This is a genomic window from Streptomyces sp. NBC_00285, assembly GCF_036174265.1.
Lineage (GTDB): Bacteria > Actinomycetota > Actinomycetes > Streptomycetales > Streptomycetaceae > Streptomyces.
Genome location: NZ_CP108055.1, coordinates 1,257,204 through 1,273,500, shown reverse-complemented (window position 1 = coordinate 1,273,500; position 16,297 = coordinate 1,257,204). Strand labels below are relative to the sequence as shown.

The following is a 16,297-nucleotide window of genomic DNA, read 5'->3' as shown; positions in this document are numbered from 1 at the left end:
CTTCCGTGCCGCGCGGGTCCGCCCACGCACGGCCTCTGCCGAACGAACGCCTGCGTGCGCCGCCTGTTCAGAGGGTCAGCAGCATGGCCACCATCGCGATACCCATCGAGAGCCGGCACGCCCGCGCCAGTTCGGGCCGGTCACTCCAGCCGACGGTTCCGCCACCGGCTGTCACCGGTATCAGACGGACACCGGACAGCAGTACGAATCCGGCGAAGTAGAGAAGCAGCACCCCCGTCACGAGGGGAGTTCCCGAACCACCGTGGTGTCCGGGGGAGGCAGCCATCGCCACCGCCATGTAGACCATGGCGAAAGCGCCCACCAGGTGGTGCAGATGATGGGAGCTCGTGCGCGCCGCCCACAACGCGCGCAGTGCCGCTCCGCCGAACACGGCCGTGTAGAGGGGCCAGGCCCACGACGGTGGAGTGAACACGGCGGCCGGTACGGCCATCGCGGCCATCCCGAAGCCCATCAGCGCCTCGCCGCCCGCGGCCCGGCGCTGTTCCTCGACGCTGCTGCGCATCCGCAGCAGGCAGTACGCCCCGGTCGCAGCGCAGAGTGCCACCAGCAGCCAGCCGGACGAAGCCGGTCCGTGCATGCCCACCTCCCCGCTCGACGGTCGGTCAAGGACTGCCCGGGCCATGCGGCGCGCAATCGAGCGCAAGGGTGTACGCGGGGAGCGTGCGACGGAGCACAGCAGGTCGGAACCATCGCCCCGGCCGGCACCGACCCGCGCCATCTCCGCGCCTGGGCCCGTGGACTGTGCGGCACAGGACCGGTCCCGTAAGCGGCGGGCGCCGGTGAACTCCGTGGCGAGCACGCCCGGGAGGACGAACTCCTCGGCGTGGACGTGGAACCGGCCGCTCCCGCCCGTCGGCCCGCTCACCCCGATCGCCGTACGCACCGCCCTGGGTCGCGCCTCGGCCGGGCACCCCTCCCACGCGCTCGACGTCGGCCGCCCCCGCCTGGCGTACGAGACGGGCGTACTGTCCGTCCTGCCTCCCGAGGCGCGGGACGAACTCGCCCCCCGGTGGGAAGGCGGCCCGGGAATCCTGCGCGCCTGACCGCCCCGACCTGCGGTTACGGAAGTTCCCGAACCCGGTCGGCAGTTGACGCGGCCCACCTGTGCTTCCTACGTTCGTCCAGGTCGGTGCGGATCATCGACTGTCGTACGGAATATCGAACGAAGGATGGATGCCGTGGCAGCCGAAGGCCCCACCCCCGAGAAACTCACCATCGACCTCGGCACCGAGACCGGCCCCTTCCATGGAGGAGCGAGCGGCACCCTCTACGGTCTGTACGGCGACGGCGTGCCCAGCCGCGTCGTGGTCGAGGGCATGTATCCGCGCACGGTGACCACCAAGGCCCAGGACGGCATCCAGCACCCCGGCGGTGACGCCCTGGAGATCCTGCCGCCCTTCGTCGCGGCCGGCGGCCAGGACATCTACGTCTATCTGCCCGACTCCTACCGCGGCTTTCCCTACGAGTGGCCCGGCGCCACCGGCGAGGAGCGGCTCGCCGGACACCTGGACGTGATCCGCCGCCAGGTCGAACAGGTCCTCACGCTGGGAGAGTTGAAGGCGCACGTCGTGTACGTGCCGTTCAACGAGCCCGAGGGCAACATGTTCGGCGAGGGGGAGTGGAGCTACGACCAGGTCTCCTGGCGGACCGAACCCGACCACTACTTCGCCGCCTGGGAAGCCTCGTATCACCTGATCAAGGACCTCGACCCGGAGGCCCGCGTGGCCGGACCCAACACCTGCATCCTGTACCCCGAGGTCAGGGACTTCCTGGAATTCGCCAAGGCCCACGACGTGCTGCCCGACATCGTCACCTGGCACGAGCTGTCCTCACCGGCCGAGGTCCGCACCAACGTCGCCAAGTACCGTGATCTGGAGCGCGAGTTGGGCATCGGCCCGCTCCCCGTCAACATCAACGAGTACGCGCACAATTACCACGTCTCCGTGCCCGGCCAGATGATTCAGTGGATCGCCGCGATCGAGGAGTCGAAGGTCGACGCCGACCTCGCCTACTGGAACATCGCCGGCAACCTCAACGACTCGGCGGTGGAGGCGAACAAGGCCAACGGCCAGTGGTGGCTGTACAACGCCTACGGACAGTTGACCGGGAACACCGTCCGGGTCGTCGCCCCGCACCCCAACGTGCAGTACACCCTGCAGGGCGTCGCGGCCATCGACCGGGAGAAGCGGCAGGCGCGGGCCCTGTTCGGCGGGGCGGGCGGCGCGGCGGACCTCGTCTTCGAGGGCGTGGACGCGGAGGTGTTCGGTGCGGCCACCCACATGCGGCTCGTGGAGATCCCCTGGACGGGTCAAGTGGGCGCGAGCGCACAGCCCTTGCGGCTGCGCGACGAGGAAATCCCGGTGTCCGACGGGAAGGTGACGATCAGTCTGACGGGACTCGACGAGATGTCCGCCTACCAGGTGATCCTGTCGCCGGGCGGAAACGGGGCCGTGCCCCTGCCGCCCTCGGTGCGCTGGAGGCGGACCTACGAGGCTGAGGACGCCACGTACACGGGCAGCGGTTACTCGAAGAACGGGCCCGAGGGTTCTCCGTCCGCCGTCGACCGGTTCGCCACCTCCGGCGGATACCACGTGGGCGGTCTGCGCACCGGATCCGACGGCGTGCTCGCCTTCGACGTCGAGGTCCCGCAGGACGGCACCTATGACCTCGTGGTGTTCGCCAACTCGCACAATCTCGCCGACCTGGTACGCGAACTGGGGCCCACCAACGTCTTCCTGCGCGTCGACGGTGGGGACCCGCGCGAGCTGCGGCTGCCGCTCGGCTACAAGCCGGCGGTGTGGGGGCACACCGACACTCGCGTCCCGCTGACCGCCGGTCGGCACCGGATCACCCTCGCGGCCCAGGACCCGGAGCTCGGGGCCACCAAGGGCGACGCGTTCGTCGACAGACTGGACCTCGTGCTGCGAGGCGAGGACGAAACCGCGCTGTACGACGCCGAGTTCGCGGATCTCGGCGGCGGCGCCCGGGTCAGCCACGCCCACCGAGGCGCCTCGGGGCCGGGAGTCGCCGTGCTCCCGCGAGGCGGCACCGTCACCTTCTGGACGTATGCGGCCGACGACGGGGAGGCCTCCGTGACCGTCGACCTGCTCGGACCCGGCGAGGGTGTGTTCAGCGTCAACGGCGAGGAGATCGGGCGCGTCGAGCGCGGTGCCGTACCGCTCTTCCTGGCGGGCGGCATCAACCGGATCACCGTCACCGGGACGTCGGACCGTCTGGTCGTGGACCGGGTTCGGATCGGCCCCTCGCGGGGCCTGCTGCCCGTCACCGCCTACCCGGCCGAGGACGGCATCCCGACCGGCGCCGCGAAGGTGACCGGATATCCGTACGCCACCGGCGGCAAGGCGGTCGACGGCGTCGGTGCCGGGCCCGCGAACGCACTCACCCTGACGGTCACGGCGCAGAGCGCCGGGCGCCACGCGCTGACGATCCGCTACTCCAACGGCGAGCAGCCCCCCTCCACCCACTACAACCCGGACCCGGTCTGCCGTCACGCCGACGTCTCCGTCAACGACGGCCCCGCGCACCGCGTCCTGTTCCCCACGACCTTCCACTTCAACAACTTCTGGAACCTGTCCGTGCCCGTCACCCTGCGCCCGGGCCCGAACACCCTCACCTTCACCGCCGACGCACTGCCTGACTTCGGCGGCGGCACGGCGGACGAACACGGCCGGCGTTCCGCGTACGCCCCCGTCATCGACCGGGTCACGGTGACACCGCTGGCCCCGGGGGACGAGCCTTCCTGACGGAGACCCTCGAAAGTGCGGTGACGACGGTGCCGCACGGCCCGTGTCCGAGCTTGTTACCGGAGGGTCCGAAGTATTTGTAAGATCCACTTCGACCAGCTCGAACCTTATGTGGGGGAAACAACCCATGACCAAGCGCTTGTCCGCCCTGGCCGTCTCCGCGGCCGTCGTCGGAGGCTTCTTCATCACCTCCGTGCCCGCTCAGGCCGCCACGTCGGCCGGCCAGGGAGTGGTGTCGGTCGAGTCACCTGTCACCTGCGACCCGGGTCAGATGCGCCAGCAGATCGCCAATCTCAGGACCAAGGCCGAGAAGCTGAGGCACCTGGGGGAGACCGCGGCGGCCAAGAAGGCGCTCAACGACGCGGCCGCCCTGGAGAAGAAGCTCACCGCGTGCATCAAGGCCGACGACGACGCGAGCAAGCCGTTCCTGGGATAGGTACCGGTTGATGTGTGGCGCCGTCCGTCCTGTTCCATGGGGCGGGCGGCGCTGCCCGTTCCCCCTTCTCATGCAACTTCAGTTCGCGCGCAACCGAGTCGGCGTGCCCTGTCGGGTCCCAACGACCGCTCTGTGTAGCAGCGTTGACGACGGGAGCCGACAGTGTGGGGGCCGCCGCTCCGTGCGGCGAGGGGCCGTTGACCCTGGTGATCGCCGTAGCTAGCCTCCTGAGGAAACCATCTGCCCGATGACCGCGAAACCTTCTCGACCCCGTTGGCCCGTACGACTGCACCGCGCCCGCTGAGAGCCGACGGCACCCCGGCCCGCGTGGCCACATCCATGGAAGGACTCGATGTGTCGAGCGCGCCCGCGAGGGACAACACCATCACCAACCCCGTGATCCCCGGATTCCACCCCGATCCGAGCATCTGCCGGGTGGGCGAGGACTACTACCTCGTGTGCTCCAGCTTCGAGTACTTCCCCGGAGTGCCCGTCTTCCACAGCCGTGACCTGGTGCACTGGACCCAGATCGGCAACGCCCTCGACCGGCCGAGCCAACTGCGGCTGCCGCCCGAGACCTCGGCGTCCGGCGGACTGTACGCACCCACCCTGCGCCATCACGACGGCCGCTTCTGGCTGATCGTCACGAACGTCAGCAGCGACGGCAACGTGCTGTTCACCGCCACCGACCCGGCCGGCCCCTGGTCCGACCCGATCCGGCTGCCCGGCGTGCACGGCATCGACCCGGATCTCGCCTGGGACGAGGACGGCACCTGCTGGTGCACCCTCGCGGGCGTCAGCCAGGTCCGCATCGACACGCACACCGGGGAGACGATCGGCGAGCCCCGGCGCGTCTGGTCAGGCACCCCGGGCGCCAAGGCCCCGGAAGCGCCGCACCTGTACCGGATCGGCGACTACTGGTACCTGCTCATCGCCGAAGGCGGCACCGAGCGGTGCCACGGCGTCTCGATCGCCCGTGGCCGTACGCTCGACGGGCCGTTCGAGGCCTGCCCGGACAACCCGATCCTGACCCATCGCGGCACCGAGCACCCCATCCAGAACACCGGCCACGGGGACCTCGTACAGGGGCCGGACGGGTCGTGGTGGATGGTGTTCCTCGGAGTCCGGCCGCAGGGCGGCACCCCCGGCTGGCACGTGCTCGGCCGGGAGACGTTCCTCGCCCCGGTCACCTGGGTCGACGACTGGCCGGTGGTCGGTGACGTGGCCCCCGTCATGGCCGCGCCTCCGTGGCCGCTCCAGGAGCCCGCCGTCGTACCGGTCCGTGACGACTTCGACGGCGGTGAACTCGCCCACGGCTGGCTCTCGCCGCGCTCCCGTCCGGCCGAGAACTACAGCACGGGGGAACGGCCCGGCTGGCTGAGTCTGCGCGCCCGCGGGACGTCGATGGACGATCCCGAGGTGACCTTCCTCGGCCGCCGTCAGCAGCATCTGTCGTGCCGCACCCGGGTCCTGGCCGACGCGGCCGACGGAAGCGGGGGCCTGGCGGTCCGTCTGGACGAGCAGCACCACTACGAGATCGAGGCCACGCCCGGCCAGGTGCAGGTGATCGCCCGCATCGGCACACTGCGAACGGTGGTCGCCACGCACCCGACGGCCGCCGGCCCGGTGGTGCTCAGGGTCGAGGTGTCCGCCACCTCGAAGGTCACCGACCCCCGCCAGGGACCCGACACCGTCACCCTCGGCGTCGAGGACGGGCAGGGCGTGTTCGTCGAACTCGCCGCCCTCGACGGCCGGTACCTCTCCACCGAGGTCGCCGGCGGCTTCACCGGCCGGGTCATCGGTGTGTACGCCGCGGCCGGCACCGTCCACTTCGACTGGTTCGACCACGAGCCGGTCGAGGACTGACATGTGACCTGCCGGAGCGCTCGCCGGCACGCCCTGCGTCCCTGAGCCGGGTCGCCGCCACCCGGTCGGCGACCCGGCTCAGGCGAGCTCAGATCCCGGGCCGGTAGCGGATCGGGTGGTCGGTGGGGACCTCCACCAGCACGATCGGCGTCCCGTCCGGATCCGCCACCCACATCTCGACCAGCCCCCATGGCTCCCTCACCGGCGGCCGGACGATCTCGACGCCCTTGGCCAGCAGCTCCTCGTGCGCCGAGGTCACGTCCGCGACCTGGAGCCACAGCCGTACGTCCGCGGCCGGTGGCGCCTGCGACGACCGTCCCGACAGTTCCAGGAAACCGCCGCCGAGGAAGTAGACGGTGCCCCGCTCCGGTCCGGTGCCGAACTCGCGGTACACGGAGAGGCCCAGCTGATCGCCGTAGAAGACCCGGGAACGCTCCGGATCGGTGGGCCGCAGCAGGATACGGCCGCTCAGTACGTGCACCATGCGGGCGAGCCTATCCGGGGCGTTAGTCTCGGCCGTGCCCGAGTCATGCCCGAGAAGTGGAGACGCGCACCATGGAGACCACCGCCGGACTCACCTTCCGTGACGCCACCGGCGCCGACGTGGACGCCCTCGTCGCGCTCGTCGAGTCGGCGTACCGCGGGGACGACAGCCGGGCCGGGTGGACCACCGAGGCGGACATCCTCGACGGGCAGCGGACGGACCCGGAGGGTGTGCGCGCGGTCGTCGAGTCGCCCGACAGCCGGCTGCTGACGGTGGAGCGGGACGGCCTGCTCGTGGCCTGCTGCCAGCTCGAACACCGGGGCACTCACGCGTACTTCGGGATGTTCGCGGTCAGCCCCGTCCTCCAGGGCGGCGGCCTCGGCAAGGTGATCATCGCCGAGGCGGAGCGGATCGCCCGCGAGACCTGGGGCGTCACCGAGATGCACATGACCGTGATCTCCGTGCGGGACGACCTCATCGCCTGGTACGAGCGGCGCGGCTACCGCCGTACGGGACAGATGACGCCCTTCCCGTACGGCGACGAGCGCTTCGGCATCCCGCAGCGCGACGACCTGCAGTTCGAACTGCTGGTCAAGCCGCTGGTGTGACGTTCCTGCCCCGGTTCAGGCGGTGAAGCGGCCGGTGCGTTTGATCTCCGGGTAGTCGGTCGTGGCGCCGTCCAGCTCCAGGGCTCGCACCAGCCGCAGATGGTCCTGGGTGTTGACGACCCAGCCGATGATCTTCAGGTCCGCCTTGCGGGCGGCCTCCACGACCTCCAGGGTCAGCCGGCGGATGTTCAGGCAGACGGTCTCCGCGCCGGCCTCGACAGCGCGCTCCACGATGTCGGGGCCGAACCGGCTGCCGATCAGCGCGGTCCTCACGCCGGGCACCAGCCGGCCGATCTCGGCGATCGCCTCGTCGTGGAACGAGGACACCTCGACCCGGGAGACGAGGTCCCGCCGGAGCATGACCTCGGCCAGCGCCCGGGCCGCCGCGGTGTCCTTGATCTCGGCCTGGAGCGGCGACCGCACGGCGTCCAGGACCTCCTCGAACACCGGGACGCGCTCCCCGCGGCCCGCGTCCAGGGCGCGCAGTTCGCTGAGGGTCTTCTCGGCGATCAGGCCGGTGCCGTCGGTCGTGCGGTCCACGTCGATGTCGTGCATGACGACGAGCGCGCCGTCCTTGCTGAGGTGCAGGTCGAGTTCGATGACGTCGAGGCCGGCCTGCTGGGCGGCGGTGAACGAACGGAGGGTGTTCTCGGGTTCGGTACCCATGACTCCGCGATGACCGATGGTAAGGAAGTTCAACGTTCAACTCGCTTCCGTCGACGGCGGCTCGGTGCAGAGCCGCAGCCTAACGGCTACGCCGTGTGATGGACCCTTGTGTACACGGGGATCCCGTGAGGCGTGGTGTCATCGCCTCGGTTACCCGGAATCGCGGCGTTCATGGCACTCGGCAGGAAAAAATCCGGTGACCATTGGGTTGCGCAGGATAACTTCCCGAGTCTGCCCTTGCTGGACGGAAGCTCGTATGTATACGGTCTCCATACGAGAGGTTCTCCCGTGGAGGATGGGACATGACGGAAATTCTTGCGCAGGCGACTTCGGGGGACCACGTTCCCCCCATGACCAGGGTGGTGGAGCACCCGGCATGGCCTGTGCTCAAGGATGCCGTGGAGCGGATCCGGCCATGGCAGTCCAAGGACGGGTCGATCGACTTCGAGGCAGAGGGAGCGCCGGGACGTGCGGACGCCGAGGCTGCCGTACGGCGTGTCGTCGACAGCGTCGAGGAGCTGTCCCCGCTGCTTGCGCACGACGCCGACTACCACGGGGCCCTCGTGAAGGACCTCCGGCGCTGGGCCGAGGGAGGCTTCGAGGTGCCCGACTTCCTCGACTCCCTGCTGGCCTTCCAGCCCGCCGTGGCTCGCGCCGACGGCCTCCAGCACCTGGTCGTCTTCCCGATGTACACGCAGAACGGCAACCCCGACCGCAACCTCGAAGCGGTCGTACTGCGCATGGTCTGGCCCGACTGGCTGGCCGAACTGGAACGCACCCGCTACGACAACCCGCTGTTCTGCGGCATCAAGTTCGAGGACTTCACGGCCGGCTACGACACCAACTCCGCCGTCCTCTTCCCGGAGACCATCGCCGTACGCGAGGCACCGGAACGCTTCTCCTGGGGCGGCATCTTCTGCGACCGGGAGGCCGCCCGCTTCCGCCGGGTCACCGAGGCCGCCGTCGACATCCTCGGTGTGGAACTTCCCGGGGACATCGCCGCGATGGTGCACGACCAGACGCGCTGCGAGGAGGCCTTCGTCCTGTGGGACATGGTCCACGACCGCACCCACAGCCACGGCGACCTGCCCTTCGACCCGTTCATGATCAAGCAGCGCCAGCCCTTCTGGATGTACGGCCTCGAGGAGCTGCGTTGTGACCTCACCGCCTTCAGGGAGGCCGTGAAGCTGGAGGCCGACGGCGTCCCGCAGGCCCGTGACGTGCAGTACGCGGTCCTCTTCGACCGCATGTTCCGCTTCCCCGTCACCGGTGAGCGGGTGCGCAACTACGACGGCCTCGGCGGCCAGCTCCTCTTCGCCTACCTGCGCAAGCACGACGTGGTCCGCTGGACCGACAACAAGCTGTTCATCGACTGGCAGCGCGCCCCGCAGGTCACCAACCAGCTGTGCGCCGACATCGAGCAGCTCTACCGCGACGGCATCGACCGCCCGAAGCTCGTCCACTGGTTCGCCGGGTACGAGCTCGTCTCCACCTATCTGGCACCGCACCCGGGCTCCAGGTGGGCCAAGGGTCCCGACGCCCTCGACCTGTCCCTGCCGCCCCGGAAACTCGTCGATGACGTGCTTCCGGACGAGTTTCCGCTGAGCATGTTCTATGAGGCCCTCTCCAAGAAGCTGAAGAACGTGATCGCCTCCACCCGGGGCATCACCGCGGAGAGTGCCGCGCGGGCCGCCGCGTGAGCGGTGCCGACTTGCGCGCGACCGGGAACACAGCTCAGCAGGAGGCGAAGAACATGGCGGGGAACGGAGCTCTCAGCGGTGCGGTGATCGCGGTGGCCGGAGCGGGCGGGCCCGCGGGGCGCGCGGCACTCGTCCGGCTGGCCGAGGCGGGCGCGACCGTCGTCGGCGCGGACAACGATCCCGTCCGGCTCGCGGAGGCGGTGGGCGCGGCCAGGGACGCGGGCGGCGGTGCCACCGTCACCGGGGAGCCCGTCGACCTGCTCGACCTGAAGTCCACGCGGGACTGGGCCGCCGGCATCGAGAAGGACTTCGGCCGGGTCGACGGCGTGGTCCACCTCGTGGGCGGCTGGCGTGGCAGTGAGACCTTCGTCAAGACCAGCCTCGACGACTGGGACTTCCTGGAGCTGCTGCTCATCCGCACCGTGCAGCACACGTCCCTCGCGTTCTCCGAGGTGCTCCAGCGCAGTGACCGGGGCCGCTATGTGCTGATCAGCGCGGCGGGCGCGACCAGGCCCACCGCGGGCAACGCCGCCTACGCCGCCGCCAAGGCGGCCGCCGAGGTCTGGACGCTCGCCATGGCCGACTTCTTCCGTAAGGCGGGGGCGGGTGCGGAGCTCACCTCGGCGGCCACCATCCTGGTGGTGAAGGCGTTGGTGCACGAGGCGATGCGCGCCGAGCGTCCCAACGCGAAGTTCGCGGGCTTCACGGACGTCAAGGACCTCGCGGCGGCCATCGCCGAGGTCTGGGAGAAGCCCGCCGAAGAAGTGAACGGAAACCGTCTGTGGCTCACCGAGAAGCCGTGAACCCTCAGAAGACCGACGCGCGGCGTCACCACGACCCGGACAGCCGGGGCTTCGCCAGCGACAACTACGCCGGCGCCCACCCGGAGGTCCTCGCCGCCCTGGCCCTCGCCAACGGCGGCCACCAGGTCGCGTACGGCGAGGACGACTACACCGAGAACCTCCAGGGCATCATCCGCAGCCACTTCGGGGCCACGGCGGAGGCCTTCCCGGTCTTCAACGGCACCGGCGCCAACGTCGTCGCGCTCCAGGCGGTCACCGACCGCTGGGGCGCGGTGATCTGCGCGGAGAGCGCGCACATCAACGTCGACGAGGGCGGCGCCCCCGAACGGATGGGCGGCCTGAAGCTGCTTGCCGTCGCGGCGCCCGACGGCAAGCTGACCCCGGAACTGATCGACAGGCAGGCGTACGGCTGGGACGACGAGCACCGCGCGATGCCCCAGGTCGTCTCGATCACCCAGAGCACGGAACTCGGCACGCTCTACACGCCGGACGAGATCCGCGCGATCTGCGACCACGCTCACGCGCACGGCATGAAGGTGCACCTGGACGGGTCCCGCATAGCCAACGCGGCGGCCTCCCTCGACGTCCCGATGCGGACGTTCACCAACGCCGTCGGCGTCGACATCCTCTCCCTCGGCGGGACGAAGAACGGCGCGCTGTTCGGCGAGGCGGTCGTGGTGATCAACCAGGACGCGGTCTCCCACATGAAGCATCTGCGCAAGCTGTCCATGCAGCTCGCCTCCAAGATGCGCTTCGTTTCGGTGCAGTTGGAGGCCCTGCTCGCCAAGGACCTGTGGCTGCGCAACGCCCGCCACGCCAACGAGATGGCCCAGCGCCTGGCCGAGGGCGTCCGCGCCGTCCACGGCGTGGAGATCCTCTACCCGGTGCAGGCCAACGGCGTCTTCGCCCAGCTTCCGCACGACGTGAGCGAGCGGCTCCAGAAACGCTTCCGCTTCTACTTCTGGGACGAGACCGCGGGCGTCGTGCGCTGGATGTGCGCCTACGACACGACCGAGGACGACGTGGACGCGTTCGTGGCCGCGCTCAAGGAGGAGATGGCGCGCTGACGCACGCGCGTGCCGGAAGGCACCTGTGCTTGCATGCCGGTGTGGACAGAACAGAACACCGGGTTCGGCCGAGGACCGAGGACGACATCGAGGAATGCGTACGAGTGCTGGGGGAGGTCCATCGGCGCGACGGCTACCCGGTGAACTGGCCTGCGCGGCCCGGTGAATGGCTGGCGCAGGCCTCGGCCCTGGGCAGCTGGGTCGCCGAGTCGGACGGCCGGGTGGCGGGCCACGTCAGCATCTCCCGCAGCGAGGAGGGCGACCTGGCCCCGGTCCTGTGGAGCGAGCGGAACGGCACGAGCAGCGAAGAGGCCGCGGTGGTCGGCCGGCTGTTCGTCGCTCCGCAGGCGAGAGGGTACGGGATCGGCGCGCTGCTGATCGGCCGAGCGGTGGAGGAGGCGAGGCGTCACCGCCTGCACCCGGTGCTCGATGTGGTCGCCTCGGACACCGCGGCTGCGGCTCTCTACGAACGGCTGGGCTGGACGAGGCTGGCAACGGTCGAACAGCGGTGGAGCGCGTCCCAGTTGGTCGCCGTGCACTGCTACGCCGCATGAATATGCTGTATTCAGTAAATTTATTGACGTGTGGTGATCGTCTTCTTATGCTCTGCAGGCATGGAGCTGATCCAGAAGACCCCCGACCTTTCCGCCTACTTGGCCGCCGACGAGGTCATCGACCATGGCCATCCGGTTGTCCGAGAGGCGGCCGCTCGCCTCGCCAAGGAGGCGGTGGACTCGTATGCCTATGCGCGCCTGGCGTTCGAGTTCGTGCGCGACACCATCCCGCACTCGCAGGACTCCGGTGACCTGCGCGTCACCTGGCGGGCGTCCGACGTCCTGGAGCAGCGCACCGGTATCTGTTACGCCAAGGCCCACGCGCTGGCCGCCCTGCTGCGCGCGGAGGACATCCCGACCGCGTTCTGCTATCAGAAGTTCGACGTGGTGCACGGTCTGGTCGCGGTGCGGTTCAACGGCGCCTGGCACCGCCAGGACCCCCGGGGCAACAAGCCCGGTGTGGACGCTCAGTTCTCCCTCGACGGCGAGCGGCTGGCCTTCATGCCCGACCCGGAGTCCGGCGAGACGGACTGCCCCGAGCTCCACGCCGAACCGCACCCGGCCGTCCTGAGCGCGCTCAGGGCCGCCCCCGACCGGCCGTCCCTCTGGCGAACGCTCCCCACCGCACTCTGAGGGCACGCCTCGCCGAAGCGCCCTCCGGGGGCACGGAGTGGCGCGCGGCCGACCCCGACGCACCCGCAGCCGAACAGCTACCGGGCCTCGGTCTCCCGCACCTGTTCCGGAGTGGGCGCCGTACCGCCGAGATGGGCCGGCATCCACCAGGTGTCGTCCGGCCCCTTGGGGCGCACCGGATAGGCCCGCTGAGCGGCTTCCAGCAACTCGTTGACCCGCTCCCGCAACTGTCGGGTGATCGCCCCCGCGTACTTGTCCCGCGAAGCCTCGATCGCCTCACCGACCCGCATCGTGATCGGGATGTGGCTGCGCTTGAAGTTGCGCGGGTGGCCCTTGGTCCAGATCCGCTGGGTGCCCCAGAGGGCCATCGGGATCAGCGGTACGCCCGCCTCCTGGGCCAGTCGTGCCGCACCCGACTTGAAGCTCTTGAGCGTGAAGGACTGCGAGATGGTCGCCTCGGGGAAGACCCCGATGATCTCACCCGACCGCAGCGACTCCAGGGCGTGGGCGTAGGCCGTCTCGCCCTGGGTGCGGTCGACCGGGATGTGCTTCATTCCGCGCATCAGCGGACCCGAGATCTTGTGGCGGAAGACGGACTCCTTCGCCATGAAACGCACGAGACGCTTCTGCGGGAGCGCTGCCATGCCGTTGAAGACGAAGTCCAGGTAGCTGATGTGGTTGCTCACCAGAACCGCGCCGCCCGAGCGCGGGATGTTCTCCGAACCCTTGCAGTCGATCTTGAGGTCCCAGGCCTTGAACAGCGCCTGGGCGAATCCGACGACGGGGCGGTAGACAAGCTCTGCCATGGGCGGGGTGAGCCCTTCCTGCTCTGCCGGAGAAGGCGAGTCCCGGCATTAAGTTACGCAGCCGTAGGTCTACGGCATCTCGCAGATCGTGCCCCAAGAACGGGCGGGGAGCCAGTCCTGACGCCCGCCTCGGGCGAGATTCTTGTCACGTCCACCCGGTGATCCACCTTGGGCTTTTACGGCACCTTTACTCCGCGCGTACCGTCACCCGCCGCACGAGCAGGTACATCTCGCATCCCAGGCAGTACCCGAACGTGGCGTTGAGGAACGCCGCCGCCAGGGCCGCTCCGGTGGCGGCGAGCCCGAGCCACTCCGGCCCGATCCCGTAGCCGACGAGTCCCAGCCCCGCGAAAGCGAGGCCCACGGCCTGCGCGAACCGCGGCGGTTCCGGCGACTCGAACTCGGTCGGCGCCCCGATCCGGGGCCTTACGGCCCTGCGGAACAGCCAGCCGTACGGCGATCGGCCCACCCCGCCCGCCGCGCCCAGCGCGAACGCCAGCGTCTGCCAGGCCAGCAGCCAGAAGCTGCCCGTGATCAGAACGGCCGCCAGGACGACGGTCGTCACGGCCGCACCGAAGCGCGGTCCCCTTGCATCAATGTCCATGAATCCAGCATTCCGCAACGGACGGGCCGCAGGGAGTCGGGAATCTTTGCAGTCTCGTGAATGCTTGTGCAGGTGATGACCGGACTTGTGGTGTGCATGGTGGTGCTCGCGGCGGCGAGCGGCTTCGGAGTGCTGCAACGGCGGCGGAGCGGGAGAGTACGGGTGCGCGGGCGCGACGACGACAAGAGGCTCGGCGCGGCCGAGTTGGGCCAGGAACTGGGTGAACGCGCCACGCTGGTCCAGTTCTCGAGCGCCTTCTGTGCGCCCTGCCGGGCGACCCGGCGAGTGCTGGGCGAGGTCGCCGGCCTGGTCCCGGGTGTGGCCCATGTCGAGATCGACGCGGAGAAGAACCTCGGCCTGGTCCGCGAGCTCGACATCCTCAAGACGCCGACCGTGCTGGTCCTCGACGCCGACGGCAGGGTCGTACGCAGGGCCACCGGCCAGCCCCGCAAGGCGGACGTCATAGCGGCGATCGGGGAGGCGGTGTGACCCCGGGCGGACCCCCGGTGAGGCATCTCCCACCCGCCGGAACGAACTTGACTGAATGCAGCGCGTCTCGTCAGCCTGACTGCATGCCTACGGAACTCCTTCTGTTCGGGCGGGCGCACGTCGATCTCGCCCGCACCGCGAGCGCGTGCTGTCCGGTCTGTTGAGCAGCCACGGTCCAGCTCGGCACTCCTCGCAGAAGGACAACCGCATGACGGCCACGCCCGACGTCGACACCCCTCGGCTCGCCTCTCCCGACCTGCTGCGCTCCGTCTTCCGGAGGCATGCGGCAGGCGTCGCCGTGATCACCGCGAGTGGTGAGACGGGCCCGGTCGGCTTCACCGCCACCTCCCTCGCCTCGGTGTCCGCCGACCCCCCGATGCTCTCCTTCGGGATCGGAACGGGCGCCTCCAGCTGGCCCGCCATGTCCCGGGCCGATCACGTGGGTGTGCACATACTCGGCGAGCACCAGGAAGAGCTGGCCGCCACCTTCGCCCGCAGCGGCGCCGACCGCTTCGGTGCGCCCACTGCCTGGCGCGAGGGGCCCGAGGGGGTTCCCGTCCTCGACGGCGTTCTCGCCTGGCTGGTCTGCCGGGTCGTCGCACGCGTGCCCGCAGGGGACCACCGCATCGTGCTGGCCGAGGTGAGCCTCGGCGACCCCGCGGGTGCCGGCCGCCCGCTGCTCTATCACCAGGGGCAGTTCAACGGCCTGCGCGGCTGACCGGTTCATCAGCTTTTCCGCTGGTGTGCACGACTGTCCGGTTCCGATTACGCTGCGTTGCGAAGGTCACAGTTCAAAGCGCTTGCTTAGCGGGCAGGAGCTGGGTGTACTGGTGAGTAATATTGCGGTCGGAACGCAGCCCGCCCCGACCGGGATCGGCCGCTTGGGGCGCCTATGCTGCCTGCAAGAGGCAGCCGAAAAATGACGATGCAGTAGGAGAGCCGGCGTGAGCTTGAGGATCGTTGTCACTGTGAAGTACGTGCCCGACGCCACCGGCGACCGGCATTTCGCCGATGACCTGACCGTCGACCGGGACGACGTGGACGGTCTGCTCTCCGAGCTGGACGAGTACGCGGTCGAGCAGGCGCTGCAGATCTCGGAGAACTCCGATGACGACGTCGAGGTCACCGTGCTGACCGTCGGTCCCGAGGACGCGAAGGACGCGCTGCGCAAGGCGCTGTCCATGGGCGCGGACAAGGCCATCCACGTCGAGGACGACGGTCTGCACGGCACGGATGTGATCGGTACCTCGCTGGTGCTGGCCGCGGCGATCGAGAAGGCCGGCTACGACCTGGTGATCTCCGGTCTGGCCTCCACCGACGGCACCATGGGCGTGGTCCCGGCGCTGCTGGCGGAGCGCCTGGGTGTCCCGCAGGTGACCCTGCTCTCCGAGGTCTCGGTCCAGGACGGCACGGTCAAGGGCCGTCGCGACGGTGACGCGGCCTCGGAGCAGCTGGAGGCTTCGCTGCCGGCGGTGGTGTCGGTGACCGACCAGTCGGGCGAGGCGCGGTACCCCTCTTTCAAGGGCATCATGGCCGCCAAGAAGAAGCCGGTGCAGGCCTGGGACCTGTCCGACCTGGACCTGGACGCTGCACAGGTGGGCCTTGAGGGCTCCTACACCACGGTCGACTCGGCCACCCAGCGCCCGGCCCGTACCGCGGGCACGATCGTCAAGGACGAGGGCGAGGGCGGCAAGCAGCTCGCCGAGTACCTCGCGAGCCAGAAGTTCATCTAAAAGAGGCCGCTGGCCCGCCGAGGCTCAACTCCCTTACCGCCCCTTAAGACTTCGCAATCCGCA

At 69.7% G+C, this 16,297-nt stretch carries 18 protein-coding genes; 13 read left to right on the top strand and 5 right to left on the bottom strand.

Annotated features, from left to right (window positions below; translation table 11 throughout):
* Positions 1 to 67 precede the first annotated feature (67 nt).
* Positions 68 to 598, bottom strand: coding sequence for a DUF5134 domain-containing protein (locus tag OHT57_RS05990; RefSeq protein ID WP_328744990.1), 531 nt, complete (start codon positions 596 to 598; stop codon positions 68 to 70).
* 211 nt (positions 599 to 809) lie between these two features.
* Here OHT57_RS05990 and OHT57_RS05985 point away from each other — a divergent pair, with 211 nt between their 5' ends.
* From OHT57_RS05985 to OHT57_RS05970, 4 genes are all read left to right on the top strand, one after another.
* Positions 810 to 1,064, top strand: a complete 255-nt coding sequence (locus tag OHT57_RS05985) for a hypothetical protein (RefSeq protein ID WP_328744989.1) — start codon at positions 810 to 812, stop codon at positions 1,062 to 1,064.
* Positions 1,065 to 1,190: 126 nt separating this feature from the next.
* On the top strand, positions 1,191 to 3,785 hold the full coding sequence (locus OHT57_RS05980; RefSeq protein ID WP_328744988.1) for a cellulosome protein: 2,595 nt from the start codon (positions 1,191 to 1,193) through the stop codon (positions 3,783 to 3,785).
* 127 nt (positions 3,786 to 3,912) lie between these two features.
* On the top strand, positions 3,913 to 4,221 hold the full coding sequence (locus tag OHT57_RS05975) for a hypothetical protein (RefSeq protein WP_328744987.1): 309 nt from the start codon (positions 3,913 to 3,915) through the stop codon (positions 4,219 to 4,221).
* Positions 4,222 to 4,560: 339 nt separating this feature from the next.
* Positions 4,561 to 6,087 carry a glycoside hydrolase family 43 protein gene (locus OHT57_RS05970; RefSeq protein ID WP_328753130.1) on the top strand — a complete coding sequence of 509 codons (1,527 nt, stop codon included), beginning with the start codon at positions 4,561 to 4,563 and terminating at the stop codon, positions 6,085 to 6,087.
* 88 nt (positions 6,088 to 6,175) lie between these two features.
* Here OHT57_RS05970 and OHT57_RS05965 read toward each other — a convergent pair whose 3' ends face one another.
* Complete coding sequence (locus tag OHT57_RS05965) at positions 6,176 to 6,571, bottom strand: VOC family protein (RefSeq protein ID WP_328744986.1); 396 nt, start codon at positions 6,569 to 6,571, stop codon at positions 6,176 to 6,178.
* Positions 6,572 to 6,642: 71 nt separating this feature from the next.
* Here OHT57_RS05965 and OHT57_RS05960 point away from each other — a divergent pair, with 71 nt between their 5' ends.
* Complete coding sequence (locus tag OHT57_RS05960; protein ID WP_328744985.1) at positions 6,643 to 7,179, top strand: GNAT family N-acetyltransferase; 537 nt, start codon at positions 6,643 to 6,645, stop codon at positions 7,177 to 7,179.
* Positions 7,180 to 7,194: 15 nt separating this feature from the next.
* Here the strand turns inward: OHT57_RS05960 and OHT57_RS05955 are convergent, their stop codons facing one another.
* Positions 7,195 to 7,878 carry a glycerophosphodiester phosphodiesterase gene (locus OHT57_RS05955; RefSeq protein WP_328744984.1) on the bottom strand — a complete coding sequence of 228 codons (684 nt, stop codon included), beginning with the start codon at positions 7,876 to 7,878 and terminating at the stop codon, positions 7,195 to 7,197.
* A gap of 269 nt (positions 7,879 to 8,147) precedes the next feature.
* On the opposite strand from OHT57_RS05955, the gene OHT57_RS05950 reads away from it, so the two are divergent.
* The 5 genes from OHT57_RS05950 to OHT57_RS05930 are packed head-to-tail and all read left to right on the top strand — an operon-like array spanning position 8,148 to position 12,602.
* Positions 8,148 to 9,545, top strand: coding sequence for a DUF6421 family protein (locus tag OHT57_RS05950; protein ID WP_328744983.1), 1,398 nt, complete (start codon positions 8,148 to 8,150; stop codon positions 9,543 to 9,545).
* Positions 9,546 to 9,598: 53 nt separating this feature from the next.
* Positions 9,599 to 10,348 carry an SDR family NAD(P)-dependent oxidoreductase gene (locus OHT57_RS05945; RefSeq protein WP_328744982.1) on the top strand — a complete coding sequence of 250 codons (750 nt, stop codon included), beginning with the start codon at positions 9,599 to 9,601 and terminating at the stop codon, positions 10,346 to 10,348.
* The gene (locus tag OHT57_RS05940) at positions 10,345 to 11,415 is read left to right on the top strand and encodes a threonine aldolase family protein (RefSeq protein WP_328744981.1); all 1,071 of its coding nucleotides are present in this window, start codon (positions 10,345 to 10,347) and stop codon (positions 11,413 to 11,415) included. The genes OHT57_RS05945 and OHT57_RS05940 overlap by 4 nt, the downstream gene beginning before the upstream one ends.
* A 41-nt stretch (positions 11,416 to 11,456) precedes the next feature.
* On the top strand, positions 11,457 to 11,969 hold the full coding sequence (locus OHT57_RS05935; protein WP_328744980.1) for a GNAT family N-acetyltransferase: 513 nt from the start codon (positions 11,457 to 11,459) through the stop codon (positions 11,967 to 11,969).
* A gap of 60 nt (positions 11,970 to 12,029) precedes the next feature.
* Positions 12,030 to 12,602, top strand: a complete 573-nt coding sequence (locus OHT57_RS05930) for a transglutaminase family protein (RefSeq protein WP_328744979.1) — start codon at positions 12,030 to 12,032, stop codon at positions 12,600 to 12,602.
* A 77-nt stretch (positions 12,603 to 12,679) separates the two neighbouring features.
* Here the strand turns inward: OHT57_RS05930 and OHT57_RS05925 are convergent, their stop codons facing one another.
* Both OHT57_RS05925 and OHT57_RS05920 read right to left on the bottom strand, forming a co-directional pair.
* Positions 12,680 to 13,408 carry a lysophospholipid acyltransferase family protein gene (locus OHT57_RS05925; RefSeq protein WP_328744978.1) on the bottom strand — a complete coding sequence of 243 codons (729 nt, stop codon included), beginning with the start codon at positions 13,406 to 13,408 and terminating at the stop codon, positions 12,680 to 12,682.
* Between the two features lie 187 nt (positions 13,409 to 13,595).
* Entirely contained in the window at positions 13,596 to 14,012 is a 417-nt protein-coding gene (locus OHT57_RS05920; protein WP_328744977.1) for a DUF4395 domain-containing protein, read from the bottom strand.
* 75 nt (positions 14,013 to 14,087) lie between these two features.
* On the opposite strand from OHT57_RS05920, the gene OHT57_RS05915 reads away from it, so the two are divergent.
* From OHT57_RS05915 to OHT57_RS05905, 3 genes are all read left to right on the top strand, one after another.
* Positions 14,088 to 14,501: a TlpA family protein disulfide reductase gene (locus OHT57_RS05915; protein ID WP_328753129.1), complete on the top strand. Its 414-nt coding sequence runs from the start codon at positions 14,088 to 14,090 to the stop codon at positions 14,499 to 14,501.
* Between the two features lie 208 nt (positions 14,502 to 14,709).
* Entirely contained in the window at positions 14,710 to 15,219 is a 510-nt protein-coding gene (locus tag OHT57_RS05910; RefSeq protein ID WP_328744976.1) for a flavin reductase family protein, read from the top strand.
* Between the two features lie 226 nt (positions 15,220 to 15,445).
* Positions 15,446 to 16,234, top strand: a complete 789-nt coding sequence (locus OHT57_RS05905; RefSeq protein WP_328744975.1) for an electron transfer flavoprotein subunit beta/FixA family protein — start codon at positions 15,446 to 15,448, stop codon at positions 16,232 to 16,234.
* Positions 16,235 to 16,297 lie beyond the last annotated feature (63 nt).